This window comes from Geodermatophilus obscurus (assembly GCF_900143215.1).
Classification (GTDB): Bacteria; Actinomycetota; Actinomycetes; order Mycobacteriales; family Geodermatophilaceae; genus Geodermatophilus; species Geodermatophilus obscurus_A.
In genome coordinates this window covers 17,619-44,023 of sequence record NZ_FRDM01000032.1, presented here as the reverse complement: position 1 = coordinate 44,023, position 26,405 = coordinate 17,619, and the positions used below count along the sequence as shown (strand labels likewise).

Annotated in this window: 29 protein-coding genes and 1 riboswitch; of the genes, 13 read left to right on the top strand and 16 right to left on the bottom strand. The window is 76.4% G+C overall.

Going from position 1 to position 26,405, the window contains the following annotated elements; genetic code table 11:
- Nucleotides 1-405 precede the first annotated feature (405 nt).
- The 4 genes from BUB17_RS20270 to BUB17_RS20255 all read left to right on the top strand — a co-directional run bounded on the left by BUB17_RS20270 (nucleotide 406) and on the right by BUB17_RS20255 (nucleotide 5,148).
- Nucleotides 406-1,038, top strand: coding sequence for a flagellar brake protein (locus BUB17_RS20270; RefSeq protein WP_072920494.1), 633 nt, complete (start codon nucleotides 406-408; stop codon nucleotides 1,036-1,038).
- Between the two features lie 101 nt (nucleotides 1,039-1,139).
- Nucleotides 1,140-1,799 (top strand): PilZ domain-containing protein, encoded by a 660-nt coding sequence (locus BUB17_RS20265; protein ID WP_072920493.1) that lies wholly within the window; start codon nucleotides 1,140-1,142, stop codon nucleotides 1,797-1,799.
- A gap of 56 nt (nucleotides 1,800-1,855) precedes the next feature.
- A complete protein-coding gene (locus BUB17_RS20260) occupies nucleotides 1,856-3,553 on the top strand; it encodes a GTPase family protein (RefSeq protein ID WP_072920492.1) in 1,698 nt (565 codons plus the stop codon).
- A complete protein-coding gene (locus BUB17_RS20255; protein WP_072920491.1) occupies nucleotides 3,550-5,148 on the top strand; it encodes a GTPase in 1,599 nt (532 codons plus the stop codon). The genes BUB17_RS20260 and BUB17_RS20255 overlap by 4 nt, the downstream gene beginning before the upstream one ends.
- Before the next feature lie 55 nt (nucleotides 5,149-5,203).
- Here BUB17_RS20255 and BUB17_RS20250 read toward each other — a convergent pair whose 3' ends face one another.
- Nucleotides 5,204-5,707 carry an ATP-binding protein gene (locus BUB17_RS20250; RefSeq protein WP_244277394.1) on the bottom strand — a complete coding sequence of 168 codons (504 nt, stop codon included), beginning with the start codon at nucleotides 5,705-5,707 and terminating at the stop codon, nucleotides 5,204-5,206.
- 157 nt (nucleotides 5,708-5,864) lie between these two features.
- Between BUB17_RS20250 and BUB17_RS20245 the strand changes: the two genes are divergently transcribed.
- The gene (locus BUB17_RS20245) at nucleotides 5,865-6,560 is read left to right on the top strand and encodes a GAF and ANTAR domain-containing protein (protein ID WP_072920490.1); all 696 of its coding nucleotides are present in this window, start codon (nucleotides 5,865-5,867) and stop codon (nucleotides 6,558-6,560) included.
- Here BUB17_RS20245 and BUB17_RS20240 read toward each other — a convergent pair.
- Both BUB17_RS20240 and BUB17_RS20235 read right to left on the bottom strand, forming a co-directional pair.
- Nucleotides 6,557-7,504, bottom strand: a complete 948-nt coding sequence (locus tag BUB17_RS20240) for a nucleoside hydrolase (RefSeq protein WP_072920489.1) — start codon at nucleotides 7,502-7,504, stop codon at nucleotides 6,557-6,559. The genes BUB17_RS20245 and BUB17_RS20240 overlap by 4 nt on opposite strands.
- A gap of 14 nt (nucleotides 7,505-7,518) precedes the next feature.
- Nucleotides 7,519-7,755, bottom strand: coding sequence for a hypothetical protein (locus BUB17_RS20235; protein ID WP_244277393.1), 237 nt, complete (start codon nucleotides 7,753-7,755; stop codon nucleotides 7,519-7,521).
- 366 nt (nucleotides 7,756-8,121) lie between these two features.
- Here BUB17_RS20235 and BUB17_RS20230 point away from each other — a divergent pair, with 366 nt between their 5' ends.
- Nucleotides 8,122-8,811 carry a hypothetical protein gene (locus BUB17_RS20230; RefSeq protein ID WP_072920488.1) on the top strand — a complete coding sequence of 230 codons (690 nt, stop codon included), beginning with the start codon at nucleotides 8,122-8,124 and terminating at the stop codon, nucleotides 8,809-8,811.
- Between the two features lie 681 nt (nucleotides 8,812-9,492).
- Entirely contained in the window at nucleotides 9,493-11,550 is a 2,058-nt protein-coding gene (locus BUB17_RS20225; RefSeq protein WP_072920487.1) for a SpoIIE family protein phosphatase, read from the top strand.
- Between the two features lie 97 nt (nucleotides 11,551-11,647).
- Here BUB17_RS20225 and BUB17_RS20220 read toward each other — a convergent pair whose 3' ends face one another.
- The 7 genes from BUB17_RS20220 to BUB17_RS20190 form a co-directional block, all read right to left on the bottom strand.
- Complete coding sequence (locus BUB17_RS20220; protein ID WP_072920486.1) at nucleotides 11,648-13,981, bottom strand: glycoside hydrolase family 65 protein; 2,334 nt, start codon at nucleotides 13,979-13,981, stop codon at nucleotides 11,648-11,650.
- A gap of 115 nt (nucleotides 13,982-14,096) precedes the next feature.
- A complete protein-coding gene (locus tag BUB17_RS20215; protein ID WP_072920485.1) occupies nucleotides 14,097-14,519 on the bottom strand; it encodes an ATP-binding protein in 423 nt (140 codons plus the stop codon).
- A gap of 194 nt (nucleotides 14,520-14,713) precedes the next feature.
- The gene (locus tag BUB17_RS20210; RefSeq protein ID WP_072920484.1) at nucleotides 14,714-15,313 is read right to left on the bottom strand and encodes a thiamine phosphate synthase; all 600 of its coding nucleotides are present in this window, start codon (nucleotides 15,311-15,313) and stop codon (nucleotides 14,714-14,716) included.
- Entirely contained in the window at nucleotides 15,310-16,122 is an 813-nt protein-coding gene (locus BUB17_RS20205) for a thiazole synthase (protein ID WP_072920483.1), read from the bottom strand. Before BUB17_RS20205 ends, BUB17_RS20210 begins: the two co-directional genes overlap by 4 nt.
- A gap of 2 nt (nucleotides 16,123-16,124) precedes the next feature.
- Nucleotides 16,125-16,325, bottom strand: coding sequence for a sulfur carrier protein ThiS (thiS, locus tag BUB17_RS20200; RefSeq protein ID WP_072920482.1), 201 nt, complete (start codon nucleotides 16,323-16,325; stop codon nucleotides 16,125-16,127).
- Nucleotides 16,326-16,330: 5 nt separating this feature from the next.
- Nucleotides 16,331-17,440, bottom strand: a complete 1,110-nt coding sequence (gene thiO, locus BUB17_RS20195) for a glycine oxidase ThiO (RefSeq protein WP_072920481.1) — start codon at nucleotides 17,438-17,440, stop codon at nucleotides 16,331-16,333.
- Nucleotides 17,437-18,777, bottom strand: coding sequence for a purine-cytosine permease family protein (locus BUB17_RS20190; RefSeq protein WP_072920480.1), 1,341 nt, complete (start codon nucleotides 18,775-18,777; stop codon nucleotides 17,437-17,439). The genes thiO and BUB17_RS20190 overlap by 4 nt, the downstream gene beginning before the upstream one ends.
- Nucleotides 18,767-18,879, bottom strand: a riboswitch (TPP riboswitch). It overlaps the preceding gene by 11 nt.
- A gap of 68 nt (nucleotides 18,880-18,947) precedes the next feature.
- On the opposite strand from BUB17_RS20190, the gene BUB17_RS20185 reads away from it, so the two are divergent.
- Together BUB17_RS20185 and BUB17_RS20180 are read left to right on the top strand one after the other, a co-directional pair.
- Nucleotides 18,948-19,541: a thiaminase II/PqqC family protein gene (locus BUB17_RS20185; protein ID WP_072920479.1), complete on the top strand. Its 594-nt coding sequence runs from the start codon at nucleotides 18,948-18,950 to the stop codon at nucleotides 19,539-19,541.
- On the top strand, nucleotides 19,538-20,167 hold the full coding sequence (locus BUB17_RS20180) for a TenA family protein (RefSeq protein ID WP_072920478.1): 630 nt from the start codon (nucleotides 19,538-19,540) through the stop codon (nucleotides 20,165-20,167). Before BUB17_RS20185 ends, BUB17_RS20180 begins: the two co-directional genes overlap by 4 nt.
- 61 nt (nucleotides 20,168-20,228) lie before the next feature.
- Here BUB17_RS20180 and BUB17_RS20175 read toward each other — a convergent pair whose 3' ends face one another.
- Nucleotides 20,229-20,831 carry a TetR/AcrR family transcriptional regulator gene (locus tag BUB17_RS20175; RefSeq protein WP_072920477.1) on the bottom strand — a complete coding sequence of 201 codons (603 nt, stop codon included), beginning with the start codon at nucleotides 20,829-20,831 and terminating at the stop codon, nucleotides 20,229-20,231.
- Nucleotides 20,832-20,904: 73 nt separating this feature from the next.
- On the opposite strand from BUB17_RS20175, the gene BUB17_RS20170 reads away from it, so the two are divergent.
- Both BUB17_RS20170 and BUB17_RS27490 read left to right on the top strand, forming a co-directional pair.
- A complete protein-coding gene (locus BUB17_RS20170) occupies nucleotides 20,905-21,873 on the top strand; it encodes an alpha/beta fold hydrolase (RefSeq protein ID WP_072920476.1) in 969 nt (322 codons plus the stop codon).
- Nucleotides 21,874-21,881: 8 nt separating this feature from the next.
- Nucleotides 21,882-22,052 carry a hypothetical protein gene (locus tag BUB17_RS27490; RefSeq protein ID WP_208983515.1) on the top strand — a complete coding sequence of 57 codons (171 nt, stop codon included), beginning with the start codon at nucleotides 21,882-21,884 and terminating at the stop codon, nucleotides 22,050-22,052.
- A gap of 75 nt (nucleotides 22,053-22,127) precedes the next feature.
- Here the strand turns inward: BUB17_RS27490 and BUB17_RS20165 are convergent, their stop codons facing one another.
- The 4 genes from BUB17_RS20165 to BUB17_RS20155 all read right to left on the bottom strand — a co-directional run bounded on the left by BUB17_RS20165 (nucleotide 22,128) and on the right by BUB17_RS20155 (nucleotide 24,672).
- A complete protein-coding gene (locus BUB17_RS20165; protein ID WP_072920475.1) occupies nucleotides 22,128-23,420 on the bottom strand; it encodes an Nramp family divalent metal transporter in 1,293 nt (430 codons plus the stop codon).
- 169 nt (nucleotides 23,421-23,589) lie between these two features.
- On the bottom strand, nucleotides 23,590-23,757 hold the full coding sequence (locus BUB17_RS28330; RefSeq protein ID WP_348537052.1) for a Fe-Mn family superoxide dismutase: 168 nt from the start codon (nucleotides 23,755-23,757) through the stop codon (nucleotides 23,590-23,592).
- Nucleotides 23,694-23,930, bottom strand: coding sequence for a Fe-Mn family superoxide dismutase (locus BUB17_RS28620; RefSeq protein WP_432416397.1), 237 nt, complete (start codon nucleotides 23,928-23,930; stop codon nucleotides 23,694-23,696). The genes BUB17_RS28330 and BUB17_RS28620 overlap by 64 nt, the downstream gene beginning before the upstream one ends.
- A 34-nt stretch (nucleotides 23,931-23,964) precedes the next feature.
- Nucleotides 23,965-24,672, bottom strand: coding sequence for a Mut7-C RNAse domain-containing protein (locus tag BUB17_RS20155; protein WP_072920474.1), 708 nt, complete (start codon nucleotides 24,670-24,672; stop codon nucleotides 23,965-23,967).
- Between the two features lie 119 nt (nucleotides 24,673-24,791).
- Here BUB17_RS20155 and BUB17_RS20150 point away from each other — a divergent pair, with 119 nt between their 5' ends.
- Nucleotides 24,792-25,304, top strand: a complete 513-nt coding sequence (locus BUB17_RS20150; protein WP_072920473.1) for a VOC family protein — start codon at nucleotides 24,792-24,794, stop codon at nucleotides 25,302-25,304.
- 23 nt (nucleotides 25,305-25,327) lie between these two features.
- The gene (locus BUB17_RS20145; protein ID WP_072920472.1) at nucleotides 25,328-25,876 is read left to right on the top strand and encodes a GNAT family N-acetyltransferase; all 549 of its coding nucleotides are present in this window, start codon (nucleotides 25,328-25,330) and stop codon (nucleotides 25,874-25,876) included.
- 10 nt (nucleotides 25,877-25,886) lie between these two features.
- On the opposite strand, the gene BUB17_RS20140 is transcribed toward BUB17_RS20145, so the two are convergent.
- Nucleotides 25,887-26,387, bottom strand: a complete 501-nt coding sequence (locus tag BUB17_RS20140; RefSeq protein ID WP_072920471.1) for a hemerythrin domain-containing protein — start codon at nucleotides 26,385-26,387, stop codon at nucleotides 25,887-25,889.
- Nucleotides 26,388-26,405 lie beyond the last annotated feature (18 nt).

Below are 26,405 nucleotides of genomic sequence, written 5' to 3'. Positions count from 1 at the left end.
CCGCCTGACGACAGCCGCGGGAGCATCGCAGCGAGCTCTGCGAGCGAGGAGCGGACCGCGGCGCGGAGTCAGGCCAGAGGACTCCGCCTGGAAGAGGACCCGCCTGCCCCCCGCCACTCGCAAGCTCGCGGCGGGACCCTGCAGGGGGGCCGCCGTCCTCCCCACCCCTCGCAGGCTCGCGGCGAGCCTCTGGACGGGGCCGTTCGCAACGCGGCCGCTCGCAACGCGGCCGCTCGGAACGCGGCCGCTCGGAACGGGGCCGCGGCGCGGAGCCGGTCCGGCAGCGGGGCTCACCCGGCCGGGGGACGGACACGGGCACCGGAGCGGGGGCCGCGCACCTGATCGGGTTACCGTTCCGTCGCGGCAGCGTGCCGCGATCGCCAGGACCGAGCCGGGGGGAGCCCGATGGACGCCGCTGGCGCCGTCCGCCCGGAGGTGGACGACGAGGCCGAGGTGACCCCGCGGGACCACCGGTACCCGGTGAGCACCCGCGTCGAGGACGTCACCAGTGGGGCGATCGTGGTCCGCCCCTCGGTCGGCGACTTCGCCGACCAGGAGGTCGTGCGGGTCGGTGACCACGTGCAGGTCATCTGGCGGGACTCCTCCAGCGTGTGGGCGTTGCCCGCGCAGGTGGCCACCGTCGAGCGCGGCGCCGCCCCCCGCTGGCACCTGACCGTCTCCGGGCCCGCGGAACCGATCCAGCGGCGCGAGGCGGTCCGCGCCCGCCTCGCGGTGCCGGTCACCGCGGTGCTCCACTCGGTCGACCTGGGGGGCGGGGTCCTCGACCTCAGCGAGGGCGGCATCCGCGCCGTCCTGGAGGGCTTCGGCCACCCGCCGCTGCCGGGCACCGTCGTTCCGCTGACCGTGCACCTGGAGGACGGCGACGTCACGTCGCGCGCCGAGGTCGTGTGGCACCAGACCCGCGGGACCCGCTGGTGGGTCTCGTTGCGCTTCCTCGACCTGCCCGAGAGGGAGCAGGACCGGGTGCGCCGCCGGGTGTTCCAGGCGATGCGCGAGGAGCGTGCCCGCACCTCCTGAGGGAGGGCGCCCGCCTGCGCGGCTCAAGGTCGGGCGGGATCTGCCGATGTACCAGCGGCGCCTGCTCGGAGACGCCGCAGGCACGGAACCGGGAGGTCCCCATGAGCGACGTCGGCGGCGACCGGCCGACCACAGGCACCGAGGTCCAGCTGACCCCCATCAGGAAGGGGATCTCGCTGACCGGGTCGGTCGAGACCGTCGTGGGCGCCGCGCTGGCCGACTCGAGACTCGTGGTCCGCCCGGACGCGCCCCAGCTCGCGAAGGCGTGGGCCATCAAGGCGGGCGACCGGGTCGAGGTCTTCTGGCGCGAGCTCGGGGTCGGCCTGGCCCTGCCGACCACGGTCGAGGCCGTCCTGTCCGAGGACGACGCCTGCTGGGAGCTGCGGGTCACCGGCCCGGCCGAGCCCAGCCAGCGCCGCCAGGCGGTGCGCGCCGGCGTGCAGCTGCCGATCCGGGTGCACGTCGCCGGCACCGACACGGTGGGGGAGACCGCCGACCTCAGCGAGGCCGGCTGCCGCGTCCTGGTCGACGGGTGGGGGCTGCCCCCCGAGCCCGGCCTGCCCGCGGAGATCGCCCTCGACCTGGAGGACGGCGAGCTGATCGCGCCGGCCCGGATCGTGCGCGTGCTGGTGCGCGGCGCCCGCTGGTGGATCTCCCTGGAGCTCCGGAACCCGTCCGAGCAGACGCGGGACCGGCTGCGGCGGCGGGTGTTCGCGGAGCTGCGCGCCGAGCGCGCCCGGCAGGCCGACGCCGACGAGTGACGTCTCACGGGGGACGGTCCGACTAGAAGCCCGACCAGCGGGATAGTCCCCGGGGTGTGACCGCCCCCGCCCGCCTGCCCGAGGCCCTGACGGCCCTGCGGGACGCCGTCGCGGCCGCTCCGCTCGGCCTGGCCACGCCGGGCAGCGAAGCGGCCCGCCGCGCGGCCCGCGGGGTGGTCGAGCAGGTCGACGACTACCTGCTGCCCCGGCTGCGCGACCTCGACGCCCCGCTGCTCACCGTCGTCGGCGGCTCCACCGGGGCCGGCAAGTCCACCCTGGTCAACAGCCTCGTCGGGGCGCCGGTCACCACTCCGGGCGTGCTGCGGCCGACCACCCGGGCGCCGGTGCTGGTCTGCGCCCGGACCGACGTGGCGGCCTTCGAGGGCGACCGGGTGCTGCCCGGCCTCGCCCGGGTCACCGGCGGGGCCGGCGGTCCCGGCACGCTGCAGCTGGTGCCGCGGGACGACGTCCCGCCCGGCCTGGCGCTGCTCGACGCCCCGGACGTCGACTCGGTGGTGGAGACCAACCGCGAGCTGTCCGCCCAGCTGCTGGCCGCCGCCGACCTGTGGGTCTTCGTCACCACCGCGGCCCGCTACGCCGACGCCGTTCCGTGGGACGTGCTGCGGACGGCGCAGGAGCGCGGCACCGCGCTGGCCGTCGTCCTGGACCGGGTGCCGCCCGGCGCCGCCGGCGAGATCGCGCCCGATCTGGCCGGGATGCTCGACCGCGCGGGCCTGACCGGGGTGCGGCTGTTCGTCGTCGAGGAGCGGCCGCTGGTCGACGGGTTCCTGCCCGAGGACCAGGTCGCCCCGCTGCGCGGCTGGCTGCACGCGCTCGCCGCCGACCAGGAGCAGCGCGCCGCCGTCGTCCGGCAGACGCTGACCGGCGCCCTGGCCAGCCTGGAGGACCGGGTGGCCGGCATCGCCGCCGCGGTCGAGGAGCAGGCGCTGGCCGCGACCGCGCTGCGGGAGGCAGCGGCGGCGGCCTACACGGCGGCCTACGAGGGCATCGACGAGGGCGTGCGCAGCGGCAGCCTGCTGCGCGGCGAGGTGTTGGCCCGGTGGCAGGAGTTCGTCGGCACCGGGGAGTGGATGCGGTCGCTGCAGAGCTCGATCGGCCGGATGCGGGACCGGGTCGCCGCCGCGCTCACCGGCCGCCCCTCGCCGGCGGCCGAGCTGCAGGGCGCGCTGGAGACCAGCGTCGAGACGCTGCTGCGCGCGGAGGCCGACCGCGCCGCCGAGCGCACCGTCACGACCTGGCGCGCGCTGCCCGGCGGGGCACCGCTGCTGGCGGCCGCCGACACCGACCTCGACCGGGTCTCGCCGGACTTCCCCGAGGCCGCCGCGGCGCAGGTCCGCGACTGGCAGGGCTACGTGCTCGACCTGGTCCGCGACCAGGGCGCCGACAAGCGCACCCGCGCCCGGGTGCTCTCCTGGGGCGTCAACGGCGCCGGCGCCGTCGTCATGGTGGCCGTCTTCGCGCACACCGGCGGGCTCACCGGCGGCGAGGTCGCGGTGGCCGGCGGAACGACGGCGCTCGGCCAGCGGCTGCTGGAGGCGGTGTTCGGCGACGCGGCCGTGCGCTCGCTGGCCGCCCGCGCCCGGGAGGACCTGCAGGCCCGCGCCGACGCCCTGCTGCGCTACGAGCAGGACCGGTTCGACGTCCTCGTCGACGAGACCGGGCCCACCCCGGACGCCGCCGCCGACCTGCAGGCCGCCGCGGCCGCGCTGACCGCGGCCCGGGACCGGGCATGAGGGGACGGACGCCGCCGCTGGCCGACCGGCTGGCGGCGTTGCGCGAGGCGGTCGAGGTCGCCGACGGTCGCCTCGAGGTGCCCGAGCTCGGCTCGGCCCGGGGCCTGCTCGCCAAGGCCGGTGCCCGCGAGGCGCTCGGCGACGCCACCGTGGTCGCCCTGGCCGGCGCCACCGGCAGCGGCAAGTCCACGCTGTTCAACGCGCTGTCGGGCAGCGAGGTGAGCACCCCCGGCATCCGCCGGCCGACCACCGGCGTCGCGCACGCCACCGTCTGGGGCGCCGACGACGCGACCGACCGGCTGCTCGACTGGCTGCAGGTGCCCCGCCGGCACCGGCACCCTCCCGAGCCGGCGCTCGACGGCCTGGTGCTGCTGGACCTCCCCGACCACGACAGCGTGCGGCTCGAGCACCGGCTGGAGGTCGACCGGCTGGTGCAGCTGGTCGACGTGCTGGTGTGGGTGCTGGACCCGGAGAAGTACGCCGACGCCGCCGTCCACGAGCGCTACGTGGTGCCGCTGGCCGGGCACGCGGGCGTGCTGCTCGTCGTCCTCAACCAGGTCGACCGGCTCGACGCCGCGGCCGCGCGGGCCTGCCTGGCCGACCTGCGCGGGCTGCTCGACCGCGAGGGCTTGGCGGACACGCCGCTGCTGGCCGTCTCGGCGCGCACCGGCACCGGCCTCGGCGAGCTGCGCGCCGACCTGGCCAAGCGGGTGACGGCCCGGCGGGCGGCGACCGACCGGCTCGCCGCCGACGTCCGGGGGGTCGCCACGGCGCTGGCGGCGCACTGCGCTCCGGACGGCGGGGGAGGTGTGGGCCGGGCGGAGCGGGAGCAGCTCACCGACGCGCTGGCCGACGCGGCCGGGGTGCCCGCGGTCACCGCCGCCGTCGAGCGGTCGGTGCGCCGCAGCGGGACGGCGGCCACCGGCTGGCCGCTGGTGCGCTGGACCCGGAGGCTGCGCCCCGACCCGTTGGAGCGGCTGCACCTGGGACAGGGCACGGGCGACGACGGGGCGGCGGTGGCCCGCACGTCGCTGCCGGCCGCCGGCGCGGTGCAACGGGCCGGGGTGACCCGGGCGGTGCGCGCGGCACGGGATGCCGCCGGCGAGGGCCTGCCGCAGGCGTGGCGGGACGAGCTGCGGCGCACCGTCGAGGTGTCGGAGGAGCAGCTGGCCGACCGGCTCGACCGGGCCGTCGCCGGCACCGACCTCGGCCCGCCGCGCACCCCGCTGTGGCAGCGGGCGGTCGGCGGGTTGCAGTGGCTGCTCACCCTGGTCGCGCTGGCGGGGGCGCTGTGGCTGCTGGCCCTGGTGGTCCTGGGCTTCTTCCAGCTCGACGACGTCGTCCCGCTGCCCCGGGTGGAGGGGCTGCCGTTGCCCACGCTGCTGCTGGTCGGCGGGTTGCTGGCCGGGGCGCTGCTGGCACTGGTCGCCCGGCCCCTGGTCGGGCTGCGCGCGCGGCGGCGGGCGCGGCGGGCCGAGCAGCGGCTGTACGCGGCGGTGGACGTCGTGGTGCAGGAGGAGGTGCTCGCGCCGATGGCGGAGGTGCGCGAGGGCCACCACCGCTACTGCACGGCGGTGACCCGGGCGGGGAGGTGAGTGCCGGAGGGCCGGTGACGGCCGACTCCGGCCTCCGGCGCCGGGCTCCCCGAGCTCAGTCGGTGCTGCGGGGGACCTCGGGTGCCCGCGGCTCGGGCACCCGGTCCTGCACGGGCTCCAGCGGGTGCAGGCCGTTGGGCAGCAGCGCCCAGACGTGCTTGCGGCCGGGACGGCTCTCCCAGCCGTAGGACGTGGAGAGCTGGGCGACCAGGTGCAGGCCCATGCCACCCAGCGCCGGGTCGCGGTCGACGGCGGGCACGGGTGGGCGGTCGGGCGCCTCGTCGCTGAGGTCGAGCAGCCAGCCGTCGGTGCCCGCGACGACGAGCGCGCGCACCGCGCCGCCGCCGTGGCGCAGCGCGTTGGACGCCAGCTCCTCGAAGACCAGCAGCAGCCCGTCTCGCGCGTCGTCGGTCGAGGTCGAGCAGACCGAGGGGTGGGCGATCCTGGCGCGCAGGTCCGCCCGGACCCGGGAGACGACGTGCATCGCCTCGAGCTGCCAGTGCCACACGTCGCCCCCGAGAGACGGCACGGGTGCGTGCGGCCACGGCTCCTGGCCCAAGGCAAACCTCCTCCGCCGTCGCTGGGCGAGTGGGCCGGGTGGAACCCACGGCCGGCCCTCCACCCCATCCTGACCGAAAGGGCCGTTTCCTGCAGCGGCGGACCCCCGAGGCCGGATCCGGCCCCCGGACGGCGCCGGTCGGGAGCACACTGGCCGCGTGCAGGACCTGTGGCGCGACCTGAGCCAGGTGGTGTGGGCCGACCGTCCCCTCGACGACGTCCTGGGGGAGGTGACCGGCATCGCCGCCCGCACCATCCCGGGCGCGGAGTCGACCTCGATCACGCTGGTCCGCGGCGACCGGGCGTTCACCGCCGCGCACACCGGGGAGATGGCCCTGGCCGCCGACGAGATGCAGTACGAGCGCGGCCACGGGCCCTGCATGGACGCCGGTCGCGCCGGCGTCGTGATCCGGATCGACGACATGCGCGCCGAGCAGCGCTACCCCGACTACACCGCCCGGGTCGTCGGCGTCGGCGTCCGGAGCTCGCTGTCGATGCCGCTGCCCTACCAGGGCAGCACGATCGGGGCGCTCAACGTCTACTCGTCGCAGCTGGCCGCCTTCGCCGCGCCGGAGTCGGAGGAGGTGGCGACGGCGGTGGCCGAGGCGGTCGCGGTCGCGGTCGCCAACGCCGACGCGCACCACCGGCTCGCCGACCACGCCCGCAACATGCGGCTGGCGATGGAGTCGCGTGCGGTGATCGAGCAGGCGAAGGGCGTGCTCATGGCGCAGCGGCACGTGGATGCCGACGCGGCGTTCGAGCTCCTGCGGGAGGCCTCGCAGCGCTACAACCGCAAACTGCGGGAGATCGCCCAGGCCATCGTGGACGGCACCCGCGAGGGTCGCGTCCGCTAGCCGGCCGATCGGGTCAGCGCCGCCATGCGGCTGACCAGGAACTCCACCGCCGCGGCGCTGTCGACCGTCTCGGCCACCTCCACCGCGGTGGGGGAGTCCGAGACCGTGCGCCGGTCCACCAGCGTCTGCCCGCGGCCGGCCCCGAGGGTGGTGTCGACCACGACGTCCCGCCGCACCGTGCCCAGCGTGCCCGGCACGATCGCCTCGGTGAGCGCCAGCGCGTCGTGCAGGACGACGCCCGAGGTGCCGTAGCTGGTGCGGGCGTGGTCGACGTACTGCTGCAGGATCGCGGCGGCGGCCTCCCCGACCGGGCCGGCCGCGGCGAACCGGGCGATGCCGTCGTCGTCGAGCACGGTGGGCAGCGTGACGTCCAGCCCGACCAGCACGGCGGGGACGCCGGAGCCCAGCACCCGCTGGGCGGCCTCCGGGTCGGCCCACACGTTGAACTCCGCGGCCGCGGTCACGTTGCCGCCGCGCGCGGCCGAGCCACCCATGAGCACCAGCCGGCCGATCCGCTCGGCGGCCTCGGGGTAGGTGGCCAGCAGCAGCGCGACGTTGGTCCACGGCCCGATCGCGGCCACCGTCACCGGCGCCTCCGCGGCCAGCAGCACCTCGGCCAGCGCGACCACCGCCGGGCGCGGGTCCGGCGCGGCCGGCGAGGGCTCCAGCCGGACGCCGCCCAGGCCGGTCCCGCCGTGCACGTGGCCGGCCCGCTCGGGCTGCCGGTACACCAGCGAGTCGCGGGCCCCGGCGGCCACCGGGACGTCGGAGCGCCCGGCCAGGTGCAGCACCCGCAGGGCGTTGTCGGTGGTCTGCGCCAGCTCGACGTTGCCGTGCACCGTGGTGACCAGGCGCAGGTCCACCTCCGGGCTGGCCAGCGCCAGCAGGATCGCCAGGGCGTCGTCGATGCCGGGGTCGGTGTCGATCACGAGGGGGGTCGCCACGGCTGCCGATCCTGTCAGTCGCGCGGAGCGCCCCCATCCGCGCTCGGACGGCGTCCCAGCAGCATGCTGAAGCCCACGAGGAAGGCGACCAGCGGCTGCCGGAACGCCCGCTCGGCGTACACCGCCGACCCGCCGGCGCGCGGGTACTTCGTGGCCAGCTCCGCGTAGGACGCGGCGGTCAGCAGGGGCCAGGAGCAGCGCGACCAGCAGCGGCACCCAGATCGCCCCGCCGACCTCGGCGGCCACCTCACCGGCCAGCGCGTAGACCCCGGCACCCAGGACGTCGCCGAGGATGAACAGGAGCAGCAGCCCCACCGCGCCCGGCAACTCCGCGTCGACCGGTGCGTCCCGGATCCGACACGCCGGGCGCGTCGGGTCGCGTCCCGGGGTGACCGACGCCCTGGCCAGCACCTTCCACGCTCGGGAGCGGTGATCGTGTCGACAAGGGGTCGCCCGCCGAGGGGGGTCACCGGCCGCCGCGGACGGCCGTCGCAACGGTTCGGTCACGCGCCCTCCGGGAGGTGTCGCAGGAGGCCGTCGCGAGGTGCCGTCGTCCCTACCGTTCTCGTTGTCCGCAGCACCTTCCCCGGCTGCGGCACCACCTCCAGGAGGACGTCATGGCGAACGACCGGGCACCGTCCCCGCGTTCCTCGCGCACGACGGACGACCTGACCCTCGGCGGTCTGCTCGACGTCCTGGACCGGGCCGAACCGCTGCCCGCGCGGCGCGGGCCGCGCCCCCGCCGCGCGGCCGTGCACCGCACCAGCGGCGCCTCCCGGCCGGCCGCCGTCCGGCCGGTCCCCGTGCCGGCCGCGCGCCCCCGGCCGGTGCCCCCGGCCCCGGCTGCGCCGGCCTGGACCGCGCCGGCCTGGACCGCGCCGGCTGCTGCCCCGGCGCCGCGGCCGGGGCTGCGCGCCCGGGTGCGGGGCCTGGTCCGCCGGCTGGCGCTCTGGGGCGCCGGCCCCGACGGCGCCCACCTGGCGTGGGGCCGCCCGGCCGCGACCGCCCCGGCACCCCGCCCCGACGGCCCGGTGGTGCTGACCGAACTGCCGAACACGCCCACGATCCGGCCCGCGGCGCCTTCCCCCGCCGCGGCGCTCCGTCCGGCCCGGTACCCCTGGCCGGCCGCCTCCGCCCGCGTCCCGGTGGTCGCCCCGCTCGCCCGGCAGGTGCCGGCACCGCGGCCCGTCCCCGCACCGAGGACCGCGCAGGGGAGCAGCCCGCCGGGAGCCGCACGGGCCTCCGCCCCGGCCCGGGCGCGCGGTGACCCGCGACCTCCTCCGGCCCGGGGACAGCCATCTGGCTGAGAAAGGGCCCCGTCCTCCGCACCGCCTCCCGGCCACGGCCGCCGCCACCGCCTCCTCCGGTGGCCGCGACCGGAGCCCGGTGGTCCTCGCTCCTCCCGACCGCCCCCGCACCGCCCCTGGCTGTCCCCCGACGGGAGTCCTCCCGCCGCCCAGACGTCCCTGCTCCACCGGTACCCGCCTCGACCCCCCGCCGACTGCGCCCCACGCAGCGCGCGGACCCTCCCGGGAGGCGGCGACCGCGAGCGGCACGGCTGTCCGGCGACGGAGACCGTCCGACGGGACGACAGGTCCGCGCCGGTACCCGTTCCCCCGGGTCTCTGACCGGCACCGACCTGGCCGGGTGCCGTCCGGGGCCGGGTCGCCGGCCGCTCGCCGGTGCCGGGAGTCGACCGCAGGGAACCGCCCGGGCACGCGGCCCGGAGGCAGTGCGCCGCAGGACGAGCTCCGCACGGGACCCCGCCGTCCCCTCCCGCCGACGGCGGGCGCCCCCCGGACCGGGGCGCCCGCCGTCGGCCGTCCCGTGTCTGCTGTGTGCAACACCAGGTGTCACATCTGGCACAACGGGTGGCCCCGAACCCTCGGGCGTGAGACAAAAGGAGTGCGCGTCCCGGTGCACCGACCGGGTAACACGGACGGAGTCCCGTCGTCCGTGCCCGCCCCGAGGATGCGAGTGAGTCGACCGTGAACCTGGATCGGACGGCGGCGGAGACCGGGGACCCCGATCCGGAGGTGGCGGCCACCCGCCTGCGCTTCGACCTGGCCATCGACGCGGCCGGGATCGGCAGCTTCGACTGGGACCTGGTCTCGCGCAGGCTGGCGTGGGACGACCGGCTGCTCCAGATGTTCGGCTACGACCGGGCCGGCTGGCCCGGGACGATCGACGCGTTCGTCGAGCGGCTGCACCCCGACGACGCGCCCCGCACCGTGGCCGCGCTGCAGCACGCGATCGACACCTGCGGGGAGTACGACGCCGAGTTCCGGGTCGTCCTGCCCACCGGGGGGACGCGCTGGGTGCAGGGCCGGGGCCGGGCGCTGGCCGACGAGAGCGGGATCGCCGTCCGCCTGCTCGGCGCGGCGTACGACACGACCGAGCACCGCCGGGCCGACGCCCGGGTGGCCCGGGTGCTCGAGTCGATGAACGCCGCGTTCTTCGCCCTCGACCGGAACTGGCGGTTCACCTACGTCAACGGCGAGGCCGAGCGGGTGCTGCAGCGCTCGCGCGGCGACCTGCTGGACGGCGACATCTGGCAGCTCTTCCCCGCCGCCGTGGGCAGCGACTTCGAGGTGCACTACCGCGGGGCGGCGGCCACCGGGCGCGAGCGCGTGTTCGAGGCCTACTACCCGGCGCCGCTGGACGCCTGGTACGAGGTCCGGGCGTGGCCGGGGCCCGACGGGCTGTCGGTCTACTTCCTCGACGTCACCGAGCGCCGGGCTGCCGAGGAGCGGGCCCGGGTGAGCGCCGCCCGGCTGGCCCTGATCGCCGAGGCGGGCGCGGTGACCGGCGAGAGCCTGGGCTCCGGTGCGGGGGAGGACGCCGCGCTGCAGCGGCTGGCCGAGGCCGTCGTCCCCGTGCTGGGGGACTGGGTGATCGTCAGCCTCACCGGCGAGGACGGCCGGATGCGCGACGTCGGCAGCTGGCACACCGATCCGACGCTGCGGGCGACGGTCGCGCGCTACGCGGAGCTGCGCCTGGCCGCCCTGCAGCCCGACGCCCCGATCCTGCGGGCGCTGGCCTCGGGCCGGACGCTGACCGTCCCCGACGTGGGCGCGGCCGTCGGGCGCACCCTGCCCCCGGGCGAGGTGAGCGACGTGTTCTGGGCCCTCGACCCGCGCACGGCGGTGACGCTGCCGATGGCCGCCCGCGGGCGCACGCTCGGTGCGCTGAGCGTCTACCGCTCCGCCGGCCGGCTCGCCGCGGACGAGGACGACGTCGCCACCGCCCAGGAGGTCGCCGCGCGCGTCGCGCTGGCGCTGGACAACGCCCGTCTCTACGAGCAGCAGCGCCGGCTGGCCGAGGGCCTGCAGCGCAGCCTGCTCAGCGCCCCGCCGACGCCGGACTCCGCCGAGATCGTCGTCCGCTACCGGCCGGCGGTGGAGGTCGCCCAGGTCGGCGGCGACTGGTACGACGCCTTCGTCCAGCCGGCGGGCACGACGATGCTCGTCATCGGGGACGTCGTCGGCCACGACACCGAGGCCGCGGCGTCGATGGGCCAGCTGCGCGGGCTGCTGCGCGGCATCGCCTACCGGGCCGGCGTCGGGCCGGCGCAGGTGCTCAGCGACCTCGACCGCGCCGTGCAGGGGCTCGGCATGCGCACGATGGCGACCGCGGCCGTGGCCCGGGTGGAGCAGACCCCCGAGCAGCGGGACGCCGGGCTCACCACGCTGCGCTGGTCCAACGCCGGGCACCCACCGCCGCTGGTGCTGCACACCGACGGCCGGGTGGAGGCGTTGGGAGCCGAACGGTCGGACCTGATGCTCGGCGTCGACCCGGCGGCGCGGCGCACCGAGAGCGTGGTCACCGTGCGCCGCGGGGCGACCCTGCTGCTCTACACCGACGGCCTGGTGGAGGGCCGCGACCTCCCGCTGGACGAGGGCATCGGCCGGCTGCGCGCCGCACTGGCCGACCTCGGCGACCAGCCGCTGGAGCAGCTGTGCGACGCGCTCATCGAGCGGCTGCGCCCCGAGGGGCTGCAGGACGACATCGCGCTGGTGGCGATCCGCCTGCACCCGCAGGGCTGATCGAGGACCCCCGCCGCTCACGAGCTCAGGGCACGCCGGGGCTACGGGACGGGGCCATCCGCTGGTACGCACCCGCGGTCGACGCGTGGGCACGCCCTCACGCGCGCGGTTCGCGACCGACCGGCTGCCTCGGCTCGTCGAGCAGCGGGGTGGGGGCACGCAGCGGCACGGAGACGGGGGCGGCGGCCGTGACCGACAGCGCGGCACCGTCCACGACGACGGTCACCGGCTCCCCGCCGCGCACCAGCGTGACCGTGGTGCCCTGCCGCGTCGTCTCGACGCGGAGCAGCCTGCCGCGCCAGGTGACGGAGTAGGCGGTGCGGGAGAGCGAGGACGGCAGCAGCGGCGCGAGCTCGAGGTCCTCGTGGTCCTCCCGCAGCCCGCCGAGACCGGCGACGAACGCCAGCCACGCCCCGCCCACCGAGGCCAGGTGCAGCCCCTCGGCGGTTCCGCCCTGGACGTCGCGCAGATCCACGAGGGCGGCCTCCCGCAGGTAGCGCAGGGCGAGGTCGGGGTGCTGCGCCTGGGCGCACACGACCGCCTGCACCGCGGCCGACAGCGAGGAGTCCCGCACGGTGCGCGCCTCGTAGTAGTCGAGGTCGCGCGCCACCTCCTCGGCCGTGAACTCGTCCCGGCACCACCACAGCGCCTGGACGAGGTCGGCCTGCTTGAGCACCTGCCGCCGGTAGAACGCGGCGTAGTGGTGGTGCTGCTGGACGGGGTAGGCGTCCCGCCGGTCCTCGAACGGCCACTCCTCGTAGGCCGTGAAGTTGTCCTTCATCGGGTGCACGCGCAGGCCCTCGTCCCACGGGACGTGGACGGCCTCCGCCGCCGCCCGCCAGGCGGCGGTCTCGGCGGAGTCCACGCCCAGCTCCGCGGCGCGCGCCTGCAGCCGCCGGCACGCGTCGGCGGCGCGCCGGAGGTTGGCCCGGGCCATGAGGTTGGTGAAGACGTTGTCGTCGACGACGCCGGTGTACTCGTCCGGCCCGGTCATGCCGAACAGGTGCCAGCCGCCGGCCGCGTCCTCGTGGCCCAACGACATCCACAACCGCGCCGTCTCGACCAGCACCGCCAGGCCCCCGACCGAGTCGAGGTCCGCCCCCGTGACGTTCTGGTAGAGCCAGAAGGCGCGGGCGACGTCGGCGTTGACGTGCATCGCCGCCGTGCTCGCGGGCCAGTACGCGGAGACCTCACGCCCGGTGATCGTGCGCCACGCGAAGGCCGCGCCCGCCAGGCCCAGCGTCCGGGCGCGCTCCCGGGCGGAGTCGATCGTCTCCGCCCGCCACCGCAGCAGGCGTGCGGCCGCGTCCGGGCGCAGCAGCGTCAGGGCGGGCAGGACGAACCCCTCGACGTCCCAGAACGTGTGGCCGCTGTACCCCATGCCGGTCAGGCCCTTGGCGCCGACGGGGGCATCGGAGATGCAGGCGGCGGAGCAGCAGAGCTGGAAGATGGTGTAGCGCAGCGCCTGCTGGAGCTCGGGGTCGCCGTCGACCTCGACGTCCGCCGTCGCCCACAGCTCGTCGAGCACGGCACGCTGCCCGGCGAGCAGACCCTCCCACGCGAGGTCGAGTGCGGAGCTCACGGCTGCCGACGCCTCCCCGACGACGGAATCCGGTCCGGCGTCGTACGACCAGCTGTACCCGACGAACTTGACGATCGAGACGCTCTCGCCGGCGTGCAGGTCGGCGGCGACCGTGGTGACGACCCGGTGCCGGTCGTCGTGCGTGCTCACCCGCCCGCCGTCGACGTCGTGGCTGACCGCAGCGGCGACCGTGATGCCCGACCGGCGGGTCCGTGACGCGAAGGCGCCACCGCTCGCCTCGCGAGCGGTGGCGAGCGTCTCGAAGGCGGAGTCCAGGGCCTCCGCGACGCGCGGGTCGTCGTTCTCCACGCCCGTGGGCGTGATCTCCCCCGCGACCAGCTCGGACCGCACGACGACGTGCGCGGGCCCGTCCAGGGCGCGGACCTCGTACCGCACCGCGCAGACCGACCGCTCCGCGAGGGACACGACCCGCCGCGAGGACACCTCGATCGTCGTGCCCGACAGCGCCGTCCAGCGCACGCGGCGGTCGAGGGTGCCGGCGCGCAGGTCCAGCGTGCGTTCGTGGACCTGCGGCCGGACCTCGCGCACGTCGAGCGGGATCCCGTCGACCAGCAGGCGCAGCGGCGTGCCGTCGGCGACGGTGAGCAGCGCCTCCCCCACCTCGGGGTGCCCGTAGCCGCCCTCGGGATAGGACAGCGGGTGCGTCTCGTAGACCCCGGACAGGTAGGTGCCACGCATGCCGAAGGGCTCGACCTCGTCGAGGGTCCCCCGGATCCCGAGATAGCCGTTGGAGAGACTGAAGACCGACTCGGTGACGCCGAGCGTCTCGAGGTCCACGTGCGGCTCGCGGACCAGCCACGGTTCGGTGTCGAGGGTCGGGGCGCTCACCTGCGGTCCTCGCCTGCGTCGTCCGGGAACGGGCCGGACGCCGAGGGCCGGCGTCCCGCCCCCTGTCCTACCGGTCAGCACTTCCCGGCGCGATCCGGACGGCGCCAGGAGCCGGTCAGGGCGCGAGCACGGCCCAGACGTGCTTGGCGCCGGCGGTGACGTACCAGCCGTGGTCGGTGGCCAGCTCGGCGATCAGGTAGAGCCCGAGGCCGCCCTCGCTGGGGTCGCGGCCGACGGCGGGGGACGGCGGGGTGCCCGGAGCGCCGTCGCGGACCTCGATCAGCCAGGCGTCGGGGAGGGGACGCACCGAGGCGCGGACGTGGCCCCCGCCGTGCCGCAGTGCGTTGGAGGCCATCTCGTCGAGGGCCAGGACCAGCCGGTCGCGCAGGTCGGCAAGCCCCGGGGCGGAGAGGTGGGCCCGCACCTCGGCGCGGACGACGGGCAGCTCGGCCACGGACCCGAGGTCCCAGGCGAAGCGGTCGGGAGCCGCCGGCGGCCGGGCGGCCGGCCAGAGCGCCCGGGCCGTGTCGCCTGTCACGCCGTGGTCACCTCACGTGCTCGTTCCCGCCCGGAGGCGCACCCTGGCCCTCGCCCGGCGGGCGCGACCGACCGACGGCCCGCGGGCGAGCCGAACACCTGCATATGGGTCTGCCGGGGCGGCCCCAAACATCGTGAGACAGGGGTCACAGGGAGTCGCCACCCGGGCACGGCGGCCGGTGGGCGGTCCGAGCGTCAGGCCAGGGCCGCCAGGTAGTCCCGGGTGATGGACGGGTCGCGCATGACCGGGCCCATGACCGCGACCCCGTGCGCGCCGGCGGCGAGCAGCGCGGGGACGTCGTCCGGGCCGACCCCACCGAGCGCGTACACCGGGGGCCCGAGGGGCTGCAGGCGGGCGAACCCCGCCACGCCGAGGGCCGGGCCGTAGCCGGGCTTGGACGCCGTGGGGAACACGGGGGAGAGGAAGGCCCAGTCGCAGCCCTCCGCGCGGGCCTGCACCAGCTCGGCGGCCGAGTGGCAGGAGCGGCCGACCAGCGCCGGGCGCGGGTCGGGGAACGGCTCGGCCGCGGCCAGGTGGACCGCGCCGTCGCCACCCGCCCCGGCGGTGACCAGCAGGCCGCCCACCGGGTCGAGCACCGACAGCAGCTCCGCGGCGAGGTCGGCGCGCTCGTCGGCGGGCAGGTCCCGGTCCCGCAGGACCACGGCTCGGGCCCCGGCGTCGACGGCGGCGGCCACGACGGCGGCCAGCGGCCCGGCCGCCTGCGTCCGGTCGGTGACGACGAGCAGCCGCGGCAGGCGTGCTGTGCTGTCCGTCGAGCTCGCGAGCTCGCTCACAACTCCGGCAGGCCCTCGAAGGACGTCGATGCCTCGGCGTGCCAGCGGCGCGGGATCCGGCCGGCGAGCTTCGCCAGCCGGCCGCCCTCGACCGCCTGCCGCATGGCCAGTGCCATCCGCTCGGGGTCGCGGGCGCGGGTGACCGCGGAGGCCAGCAGCACCGCGTCGCAGCCCAGCTCCATCGCCAGCGCGGCGTCCGAGGCGGTGCCGATACCGGCGTCCAGCACCACCGGGACGTCGACGCCCTCGCGCAGCAGCGCGATGTTGTGCGGGTTGCGGATGCCCAGCCCGCTGCCGATCGGCGAGCCCAGCGGCATGACCGCGGCGCACCCGGCGTCGGCCAGCCGACGGCCCAGGATCGGGTCGTCGGTGGTGTAGGCGAGCACGGTGAAGCCGTCGGCGACCAGCTGCTCGGCGGCGTCCAGCAGCTCCACGGCGTCGGGCAGCAGGGTGTGCTCGTCTCCGATCACCTCGAGCTTGACCCACGGCGTGCCGAACGCCTCGCGGGCCAGCCGCGCGGTGAGCACGGCCTCGCGGGCGGTGCGGCACCCGGCGGTGTTGGGCAGCAGCCGCACCCCGCAGCGGTCGAGCACCTCGAGCATCGACGCGCTCGACGACGCCTCCACCCGGCGCAGCGCGACCGTCACCAGCTGGGTGCCCGAGGCCCGCACCGCCGCCTCGAGGGTCTCCAGGCTGGGCACGCCGCCGGTGCCCAGCAGCAGCCGGGAGGTGAAGGTCTCGCCGGCGATCCCGAACGGGTCGGCCGCCTCCTCGCGGGCGAGGGCGGGTGCGAGCTCGGACGTGGACATGGTCAGCCTCCTGCGGTGGGCGCGAGGACCTCGAGGGTGTCGCCGGGGGAGAGCCGGGTGGCCGGCCAGCTGCTGCGGGGGACGACGTCGCCGTTGAGCGCCACGGCGACCCGGTCGTGCCCGCCGCGGCGGGTGGCGACCAGGTCGGCCACGGTGGCGTCCTCGGCCAGCTCGGTGTCCTCGCCGTTGACGGTGATCTGCACGACGGCTACCTCCCGAAGCGGTCGGCGGTGAAGGGGACGGCGACCTCGGGCAGGACGCCGGTGGCCAGCAGCTCGGCGGTGACCTCCGCGGTCACCGGGGTGAGCAGCACGCCGTTGCGGTGGTGCCCGGTGGCCAGCACCAGGCCGGGCAGCGGGCCGGGGCCCAGCAGCGGGGCGTTGTCCGGGGTGCCCGGTCGCCACCGGGCCAGCGTCTCGACCAGCTCCAGCTCGCTGATCCCGGGGACGACGTCGATCGCGTCGTGCAGCAGGTCGTGCACCCCGCCGGCGGTGACGGTCGGGTCGAAGCCGCGGTCCTCGGTCGTCGCGCCGACGATCAGCCGGTCGCCCGCGTAGGGCACCAGGTAGACCTGCCGGCCGCGGACCACCGCGCGCACCGTGCCCTCGAGCAGGTCGCCCGCGCCGGCCAGCCGGAGGATCTGGCCCTTGACCGGGCGCACCGGCAGCGGCGGCATCCCGGGCAGCGCGCCGCTGTGCGCGCCGAGCGCCAGGACGACCGTCCCCGCCGCGACGGTGCCGCCGTCGGCCGTCTCCAGCCCCACCGCCCGGCCGCCGTCGACCCGCAGTGCGGTGACCCGGTCGCGTACCAGGCGCACCCCGGCGTCCTGGGCGGCCCGCAGCAGGGCCGCGTGCAGGGCCCGACCGTCGACGGAGTGGTCGCCGGCGACCAGCAGTCCGCCGCGGACCCGCGGGGTCAGCGACGGCTCGCGGCGGCGGGCCTCCCGCGGGGTCAGCCGCTCGGCGTCGAGGCCCAGCTCCCGCTGGTAGGCGTGCAGCGCGGTGAGCTCGCGGACGTCGTCCTCGTCGAAGCCGACGACCAGGGTGCCGGCGGTGCGCAGCCCGACCGGGGTGCCGCCGGCCCGCTCGACGTCCGCGGCGAAGGCCGGCCAGCGCTCGACCGATGCCAGGCCCAGCCGCAGCAGCGCCTCCTCGCGGTAGCCGGCCTCGGTGACCGGGGCGAGCATCCCGGCCGCGGCGGCCGATGCGCCGGTGCCGGGGGAGTCGTCGACGACGGTGACCGACAGGCCGCGCTGGGCCGCCCGCCAGGCGGTGGACAGCCCGATGAGCCCGCCGCCGGCGACCGCGACGTCGCTCACGACCGCCCGCCCCTCAGCACCGCCGGCAGGCGGACCAGCGCGGTGAGGGAGGCCGCGACCGCCAGGCTGACGAGGGACGCCGACCAGCCGTTGGCCGGGTCGATGCCGAGGTCGGCCTGGCGGGCGGTCCACCACGCCGTCCAGCCCGCCCCCGGACCGGAGAAGGAGGTGGGCAGCGTGAGCTGGTAGGCGAGGAAGCCGGCGAACCACGGCAGCAGGAGCAGCGGCCGGGCAGGGGCGGTGTCGGAGGTGTCCCAGGCGCCGCGCGGGGTGAGCGAGTAGGCGACGGCGAAGACGCCGACCAGCGGGACGAAGATCGCGCCGATGAGGAAGAGGAACGGCTCGTAGGCGGCGATGTCGAAGGTCAGCGCCAGCAGCGTGGCGGCGGCACCGACGCACACGGCGAGCAGCCGGCGGTCGGCGCGGGCCACGATGTTCTGCGCCGACACCGCGGTCGAGTAGACGTTGGCGAAGGCCTCGTCCAGCTCGACGGAGACGAGGACCAGCACGGCTCCCGCCCCGAGCGGAACGGCGAGCAGCGCGTCGATGACGTCGAGCCCGGAGCTGCCGTAGGCGGCCAGCGCGAGGACGCCGAGGGTGAACATCGCGACGGTGGCCAGGCCGTAGCCGGCCGCCGCCCCGGTGAAGGCCGCCCGCCCGCTGCGCACGTGCCGGGTGTAGTCGGCGACCAGCGGGAACCACGAGACCGGCAGGGCGATGACGATGTCGGCCGCCGTCCAGAACGACGTCGCCGCGCCCTCGGTGAGCGGCGGCAGCGGCTCGGCCAGCACCTCGACGAACAGGTAGACGACGGCGGCCAGCGCCGCCCAGACGGCGTAGCGGGCCAGCACCCGGGCGACGCCGAGCGGGCGGAGCGCCATCGCGGTGGCCAGTCCGCCGGCGACGAGCACGAACGGCCAGCGCGGCGCGTCGAGGACCCGCGACGCCGCCTCGGCGATGATCACGATCTCGAAGGTGGCCCAGCCGACGCACTGCACGAGGTTCAGCGCGGTGGGCAGCGCGGAGGCGTGCCGCCCGAGCAGCCCGCGCAGCAGCACCATCGTCGGGACCCGCTCCCGGGCACCGGCCGCGGCGGCCAGCCCGAGGAGGACGGCGCCGATCGTGGCGCCGACGACGATCGCGCCGATCGTCGTCGACAGTGGCCGGCCCGGGAGGACGACGAACACCGCGGCGACCGGCAGCAGCAGGCTGACGCCGAGGTTGGCCCACAGGCCGAACGTGTCGCGCAGGCCGAGGGTGGCGGCGGGGGCCTCGGTGAGGGTGAGGGGCGCGTCCCCGGTGGACGTGCTGGTACGGACGTCGCCCGAGGTGCTCATGGTCGCTCCCTACGCCGGCATTACCCGGTCAGGTTCCAGCGGTCGGCGACGCGTCCAGTCGCCCTCTCAGCCCGGTCCGCCCGAGCTCCCGCACATGGCGCTGCCCACCATAGGCGCACCCACCGGTCCACGCTGCGGTCCCTGCAACCCCGCCGCGTACGGTCGCCGCCGTGCCGGTCGCCGACCTCCTGTCCCGTCATCCCGATCTCTGGCGGGGAGCGACCCGCCACCCGTTCCTCGGCGCGGTGCGCGACGGGACGATCCCCGTCGCGGCCTTCGACACCTGGCTGGTGCAGGACGCCCGGTTCGTCGCCGACCTGCTGCGCTTCCAGGCGCGGCTGCTGGCCCGTGCGCCCCGGCCGGCGCAGGCGGTCCTCGCCGGCGGGCTGGTCGCGCTGGTCGACGAGCTGGCCTGGTTCGAGGAGCAGGCCGCCGTCCGCGGGCTGGACCTCGCCGTCCCGGCGCTGCCCGCCACCACTGCCTACGCGGAGCTGCTGGAGCGGCTCGACGCCGCCGACGTCGGGACGGCGCTGACCGCGCTGTGGACCATCGAGCGCACCTACCTCGACGCGTGGTCGCACGCGCGGCCCGGTGCGCCGGAGTACCGCCCCTTCGTCGAGCACTGGACGCTGCCCGGGTTCGCGGGCTACGTGGCCGGCCTGGAGACGGCAGCGGACGGCGTCCCCGCGCCGGACGCCGACGGGGTGTTCACCGAGGTGGTCGCCGCCGAGACGGCCTTCTGGGACATGGCGGTGGCCGCGTGACGCTTTCTGCCGACCTCTGGACGGCCAACGCCGACCTCGCCGCCGAGGCGCTGGCGCACCCGTTCGTCACCGGTATCGGCGACGGGACGCTGCCGCGGGCGGCGTTCGCCGGCTACGTCGCCCAGGACGCGTTCTTCCTCGAGTCCTTCGCCCGCGCCTACGCCGTCGGGATCGCGCACAGCCCCGACCGGGCCACCCTGGACACGTTCGCCGACCTGCTGCTCGGCGTCCGGCAGGAGCTGGCGCTGCACACCGGCTACGCCACCCGGTGGGACATCGACCTCGCGCGGGTCGAGCCGCTCCCGGCGACGCTGGCCTACACCGACTTCCTGCTGTCGACGGCGTTCCTGGGTGGGATCACGCTGACCGCGGCGGCGATGACCCCCTGCATGCGGCTCTACGCGCACCTGGGCCGGTCGCTGTCGCCGGAGTCGGCCGGGGACTACGTCGAGTGGGTCACCACCTACGCCGACCCGGGCTTCGAGGAGCTGGCCGCCACGCTGGAGCGGCTGCTCGACCAGCACGCCTCCGACGTCCCTGCGGTGCGGACGGCGTACCGGCGGGCGATGCAGCTGGAGGTCGGCTTCTTCGACGCCTCCTGGCGCGTTTCACGGGAAACCGGGTGATCATGGCGCCGCGACCACTCGGGATCGCGTCCGGGTGGTCCTGGCGCCATGATCACGGGGCTCAGGACGCCGGGAAGAGGCGGTCGAGCCGGTAGCGGACGACGGCGAGCGCGTCCTCCACGGTGCGCTGCTGCCCCAGCACGCTGCTCACCAGGCCGTTGGTGAGTGCGAGCAGGCTGACCACCTCGATCCGCGGATCCCGATCGCTCGACACCTGTCCGTCCTCGATGGCGCGGGTGAGGACGCCGGTCAGCCACCGCTCGAGCGCATGGGGCGCGTACTGGCCGTCGACGGCGTTCGCCGGGTCGGTCAGCCCGGCGGCGTAGTAGGCGGTCCAGGCCAGCTGGTCGGCGCGGCTGTCGTCGTCCGTGGGCAGGATGGCGCCCAGTACCACCTCCAGCACCGTCCGTGGTGGCAGCCCGCTGCCCAGAGCCGCAGCGCGGTCGCGGACCCTCCGGTCGAGGCGCGCAGTGAGCTCGGCGAGTCCCGAGGCCATGAGGGTGCGCTTGTCGGTGACGTAGTACTGCACCAGGCGCAGTGAGACGCCGGCCTCTGCGGCCACCTCTCGCATCGACGCTGCCTGCAGCCCGCGGGTGCTGGCGATCCGCAGCAGTGCGGCGGTCAGCTCACGCCGCCGTTCCTCGTGGTCGACCCGCCGGGGCACACGCTCTCCTTTCATGGTACAGCTGCACCAGCTTTGTGGTACGACTGTATCTCAACGTTCCACGGGAGGTCGCGTGACCGTCCAGACTGCCCGTTCCGGTGGGCTCGCCATCGCCTACGAGGTCCTCGGCGAGCCCGACGGTGAGCCGCTCCTGCTGGTGATGGGCCTGGGTGCTCAGATGGTCGGCTGGCCGGACGGGTTCTGCACCGAGCTGGTCGCACGCGGCTTCCGCGTCGTCCGGTTCGACAACCGCGACGTCGGCCTCTCGACCCACCTCGACGGCCCCGTGCCGAAGCGGGCCTGGTCGCGCGTTCCGGCCACCTACACGCTGTCGGACATGGCCGGTGACGCGGTCGCGGTGATGGACGCCGTCGGCTGGCCGGCCGCGCACGTGGTCGGTGCCTCGCTGGGCGGGATGATCGCCCAGCTGCTGGCCGTCGAGCACCCCGACCGCGTGCTGTCGCTGACGTCGGTCATGTCGAAGCCCGCGCCGCAGATCGGCCGTATGCGCGCGCGGACGACGATCGCCCTGGTCCGGAGGGCCAAGCGGCTGGCGGAGGAGCACGGCCGCCCGACGACACCGGAGGCGATGGCCGACTTCATGGCGGCCATGCAGGAGGTGACCGGCTCGCCGGCCTACCCGGCGGACCGGGAGGACCACCTGGAGATGCTGCGGGTGGCCATGGGCCGCGACGACCAGGGCGTGACCGGACCGGGGGCCAAGCGGCAGGGCGCGGCCGAGCGGGTCGCCCGCGACCTGCGGGCCGAGCTGGCCTCGGTGCAGGTGCCCACGCTCGTGGTCCACGGCGACAGCGACGTGGTGATCCGGCCCGTGGGTGGCGAGGCGACGGCTGCGGCGGTGCCGGGCGCCCGTCTCGTCGTCCACCCGGGGATGGGCCACGAGCTGCCCCGGGCGCTGTGGCCGCGGATCGCCGATGACATCCGCGCCGTCGCAGGCGCGGCCCGCACCCGAGGAACCGCGGCGTCCCCTCGGGGTCGCGGTGCGCCGGGTACTCCGCGGTCGGCCCGGAGCGCTGGTTGACTGGCCGCATGGTCGCGCCGATCCCTGAGCCGGACCCGAGCATCGATCCCAACGAGCCGGTGCCGGACGATCCGGGTGAGCTGCTCCCCGACGCCCCCGAGCCCCTCCCGCCCCCGCCGATCGAGCCGACCCCCGACGACCCCGGCGGGGATCCGGGCGGCGTGCCGGAACCCGCATGAGATCTCGTGGCTGTCGGCCTCGCTGCAGGGTCCCGCCGCGAGCTTGCGAGGGGCGGGGGGCAGCGAGGTCCTCTCTCAGCCGAGGACGAAGCCCAGCAGCAGGTGGCCGTTCAGGCCGATGATGAGCGCCGCGACCACCGCGCCGGCGACCGTGGTGACCCGCCGGTTCACCCAGCCGCCCATCAGGTCGCGGCGGCTGGTCAGCCACAGCAGCGGCACCAGCGCGAAGGGGATGCCGAAGCTGAGCACCACCTGCGACCAGACCAGCGCGGTCGTCGGGTCGCCGCCCAGCACGAGCACCAGCAGCGCGGGGGCCAGGGTGATCAGCCGGCGGGCCAGCACCGGGATGTGCCGGCGCAGGAAGCCGGCCATCACCACCTGGCCGGCGTGCGTGCCGACCGACGACGAGGCGAACCCCGAGGCCAGCAGCGCGAGCGCGAAGGCCAGCGCCGCTCCGGCGCCGAGCTGGTCGCCGAGCCCGGCGTGCACGCCCTCCAGCGAGCTCGCGTCCTGGCCGCCGGTGAACAGCTGCGCGGCGATGACCAGCATGGCGGCGTTGACCAGCCCGGCCAGCCCCATGGCCAGCAGCACGTCGAGCCGCTGCGCCCGCAGCAGTCGGCGCCGTCCCTCGTGCGTGCGCCCGGCGGTGACCGCGTCGCCGTAGCGGCCGGGGGTGAGCGCGGAGTGCACGTAGATGACGTGCGGCATCACCGTCGCGCCGAGGATGCCGGCGGCCAGCACCAGGCTGTCGGGGCCGGCGAAGGAGGGCACCAGGCCGCCGGCCAGGCCGCCCATGTCGACGCCCGAGCCGACGAGCGTGTAGCCGAAGCCCAGGCCGATGACCAGCAGCAGGCCGGTGATGACCCGCTCGAAGGGCCGGTGTCCGCGGGACTGCGCGGCCAGCAGCACGAAGGCCACGACGGCGGTGATCAGCCCGCCGATGGGCAGCGGGACGCCGAACAGCAGGTTGAGCGCGACCGCGCCGCCGACGATCTCGGCCAGGTCGGTGGCGATCGCGACCGCCTCGGCCTGCAGCCACAGCCCTCGGGTGACCGGTTTTGGCAGCTGCTCGCGGCAGTTGGTGGCCAGGTCCCGGCCGGTGGCCAGCCCCAGCTTGGCGGTGAGGCTCTGGATGAGCATCGCCATCAGGTTGGCCGCGACGATCACCCACAGCAGCGTGTAGCCGAAGGCGGCGCCGCCGGAGAAGTTGGTGGCGAAGTTGCCCGGGTCCACGTAGGCGACCGCGGCCACGAACGCCGGGCCCAGCAGCGGCCAGATCCGGCGCCGGCCGCTGACCTGCGGTGGTCGTCTCGGGGTGCCGACCAGCGTGGTGGGCAGGACGGCGGCCTCGGTCTTGGAGAGGTACACGGCGGCCTCGCAGGAGCGGGTGGTCCCAGCGGGTGGGCGGTCGCTCCTGGACTGCCCACCGGGGGTGTCACGCCGGGGCCAGCCCGTGGCCCGCGGGGGCCGAGGTGAGGCTGGCCTGAGGAGCCGACGCCCGGGGGCGGGCACGCCTGCCCGCGACCCCGGACCACGGTCAGGCGACGACCAGGCCCTGGGTGGCCGAGCGCGCCGTGGTGAACCGCCGGGTGACGTCGGCCCGGTTGACGACGTTCCACCAGGCCGCGATGCAGTCGTTCTTCACGTTCCGGTACTGCAGGTCGAACGCGTGCTCCCACATGTCGAGCATGAGCAGCGGGACCAGGCCGACGGCGAGGTTCCCCGGTGGTCGTCGAGCTGGAAGACGAGCAGCTCCTGGCCGACCGAGTCCCAGGCGAGGATCGACCAGCCCGACCCCTGCACGCCGCCGGCGACAGAGGTGAAGTGCGCCCGGAAGGCGTCGAAGGAGCCGAACTGGTCGTCGATGGCAGCGGCCAGGGCCCGTCCGTGGCCCGGGAGGGCCAGGAGCGGCTCAGCCGCCGACCTGCCGGGTGGCGCGCCCCACGAGCTCCTCGATCCGGCGGGCGTGCGCGCCGTGCCAGTAGACCCGGCCGCACGCCGGGCAGCGGGAGAAGTCGTCGAAGGTCCGGCGGGTGCCCGGGAGCAGCCGGTCGGCGACGTCGGCCTTCGGCACCGGATCGAGCCGGGCGCCGCAGGCGGTGCACCGGGTCAGCGGGGTCAGGGACGGGGCGAACCGGTCGAGGACGTCGGCCAGCTGGTCGTCCGGCCGGCTGCCGCGCACCAGCGCCCCGGGCACCCCGCGCCGCATCAGCAGACCGCGGTCCTGGGTGAGCAGCACCCGCTCCTCGGCGACGGCCCGGGCGGCGAGGTCGGCGTCGTCGGCGTCGTTGGACCAGGCGGCGTCCAGACCGAGCAGCCGCAGCCGGCGGGCCAGCGTGCCCACCCCGACGTCGAGCAGGAAGCCGCCGGGCCGCCCCGGCTGCGGGCGCGGGACCGGGTCGACCGCCAGCACGGCGCCGGGCCGGGTGCGCGCCGACAGCAGCACGGCCGCGCCGTCCACCCGCACCTGACCCACCTCGGTCAGCGGCACGCCGGCGGCCTGCACCAGGTGGGCGACCGTGGCGTCCGGGTCGTGCCCGAGCGGGCGCTCGCCGGCCGCCCGGAACCGCGGGGCCAGCAGCCACCGCAGGTCCGGGTCGAGCCGGACGAGCACCGTCACCCCGCGTCCGCTCCGTCCACGGACGTCCTCCTACCCGGACGGCGACGGCGGATACTTGAAGTCTCAAGCAAAAGAGCGCACACTGGACGGCGTCGTCTTCGTCCCCCAAGGAGCCCGCCGTGCCCGTCCAGCGCCTCAACCACGCCGTCCTCTACGTCCGCGACGTGGAGCGCAGCCTCGCCTTCTACCGCGACGCCCTCGGCTTCCGGGTGACGACCGAGATCCCCGGCGCCGCGGTGTTCCTGCAGGCCGAGGGGTCGACCAACGACCACGACCTGGGCCTGTTCCGGGTGGGCGCCGCGGCCGGCGCCTCCGAGGCCGGCCGGCGCACCGTCGGCCTCTACCACCTGGCCTGGGAGGTCGACACGCTCGCCGAGCTGGCCCGCGTCCGCGACGCGCTGCTGCAGGCCGGCGCGCTGGTCGGGGCCTCGGACCACGTGACCACCAAGGCCCTCTACGCGCAGGACCCCGACCGGCTGGAGTTCGAGGTCTCCTGGCTGGTCCCGGCCGCGCTGATCACCCCGGAGCTCACCGAGGGCGCTCCGATGACCGCCCCGCTGGACCTCGACCGCGAGATCGCCCGGTACGGGGCCGACACCCGCGGCGGCGTGGGGGTCTCCGTTCCGGCTTGATCGTCCGGGGAGCATGGCTTCCCGTGGAACCGGTCGAGCTCGACGTCGGCGCGCTGCGCCTGCGGCCCTGGCGGGAGGACGACGCCGCCGAGGTCCTGGTCGTCCAGCAGGACCCGGAGATCCGGCTGTGGGCCGGAGGCGTGACCTCCCGGGAGGAGGCCGGCGCCCTGCTGCGGCGCCTCATGGGGCAGGAAGGCCGCGTCTCGTGGGCCGTCACCGGCGCCGGTACCGGCGAACTGCTCGGCTCGGTGTCCGTGCACTCGATCAAGCCGGCACAGGGGAACGCGCAGATCGGCTACTGGACCGTTCCCGCCGCCCGCGGCCGCGCGGTCGCCGCCCGGGCCGTGGACGCCGCCTGCCGGTGGGCTTTCGCGACCGTTCCGCTCGAGCGGGTCGAGCTGTGCCACGCCGTCGAGAACGCCGCCTCCGGCCGGGTGGCGGAGAAGGCCGGCTTCACCCTCGAGGGGCGGCTGCGCCGCTCGTACCGGTACGGCGATGGGGTCCGGCACGACGAGCTGCTCTGGGGCCGGCTGGCCGACGACCCGGCGCCCGACCTCGGCAGCCGCAGCTGACCGGCGTCGCTCAGCGTCTCTCGCGCGGGAGGTGCCCGGCGGCCGGCGAGGAGGGCTGCAGCGCGCCGGCCCGGGCTCCGAGCAGGTCGTCCGCCGAGCCGTCGAGGGCGTCCAGCGCGTCGCGGATGCGGCGCTCCTCGAACGAGAAGTGCGACTCCGCGATCGCGGCGAGGCCGTCGAGCTCGCCGGCCAGCGACGGGTCCCCGGAGCCCGCGATCTCCTCCACGCGCGCCACGATCCGGGCGATGGACACGTGGTCCTCGGCCATCTTCTCCAGCAGTGGCGTCAGCTCGGGGAACCGCGCGGCGAGCGCCGGGAAGGCGCCGGCCTCCTCGCCGGTGTGGTGGCGGGTCAGGGCCGCGCAGAACGCCAGGCAGTGCACGGCGAGCGGCCGGCCGGGGTCGCGGACGCCGTCCTGCAACCGGCGCAGCTCGGCGCGCAGGGAGTCGTGGATGCGGACGAGTTCGTCGCCGAGCGCGGTCAGGCGGGCGGGACGGGGAGAGCGGGACACGCAGGACCCCGGGGATCG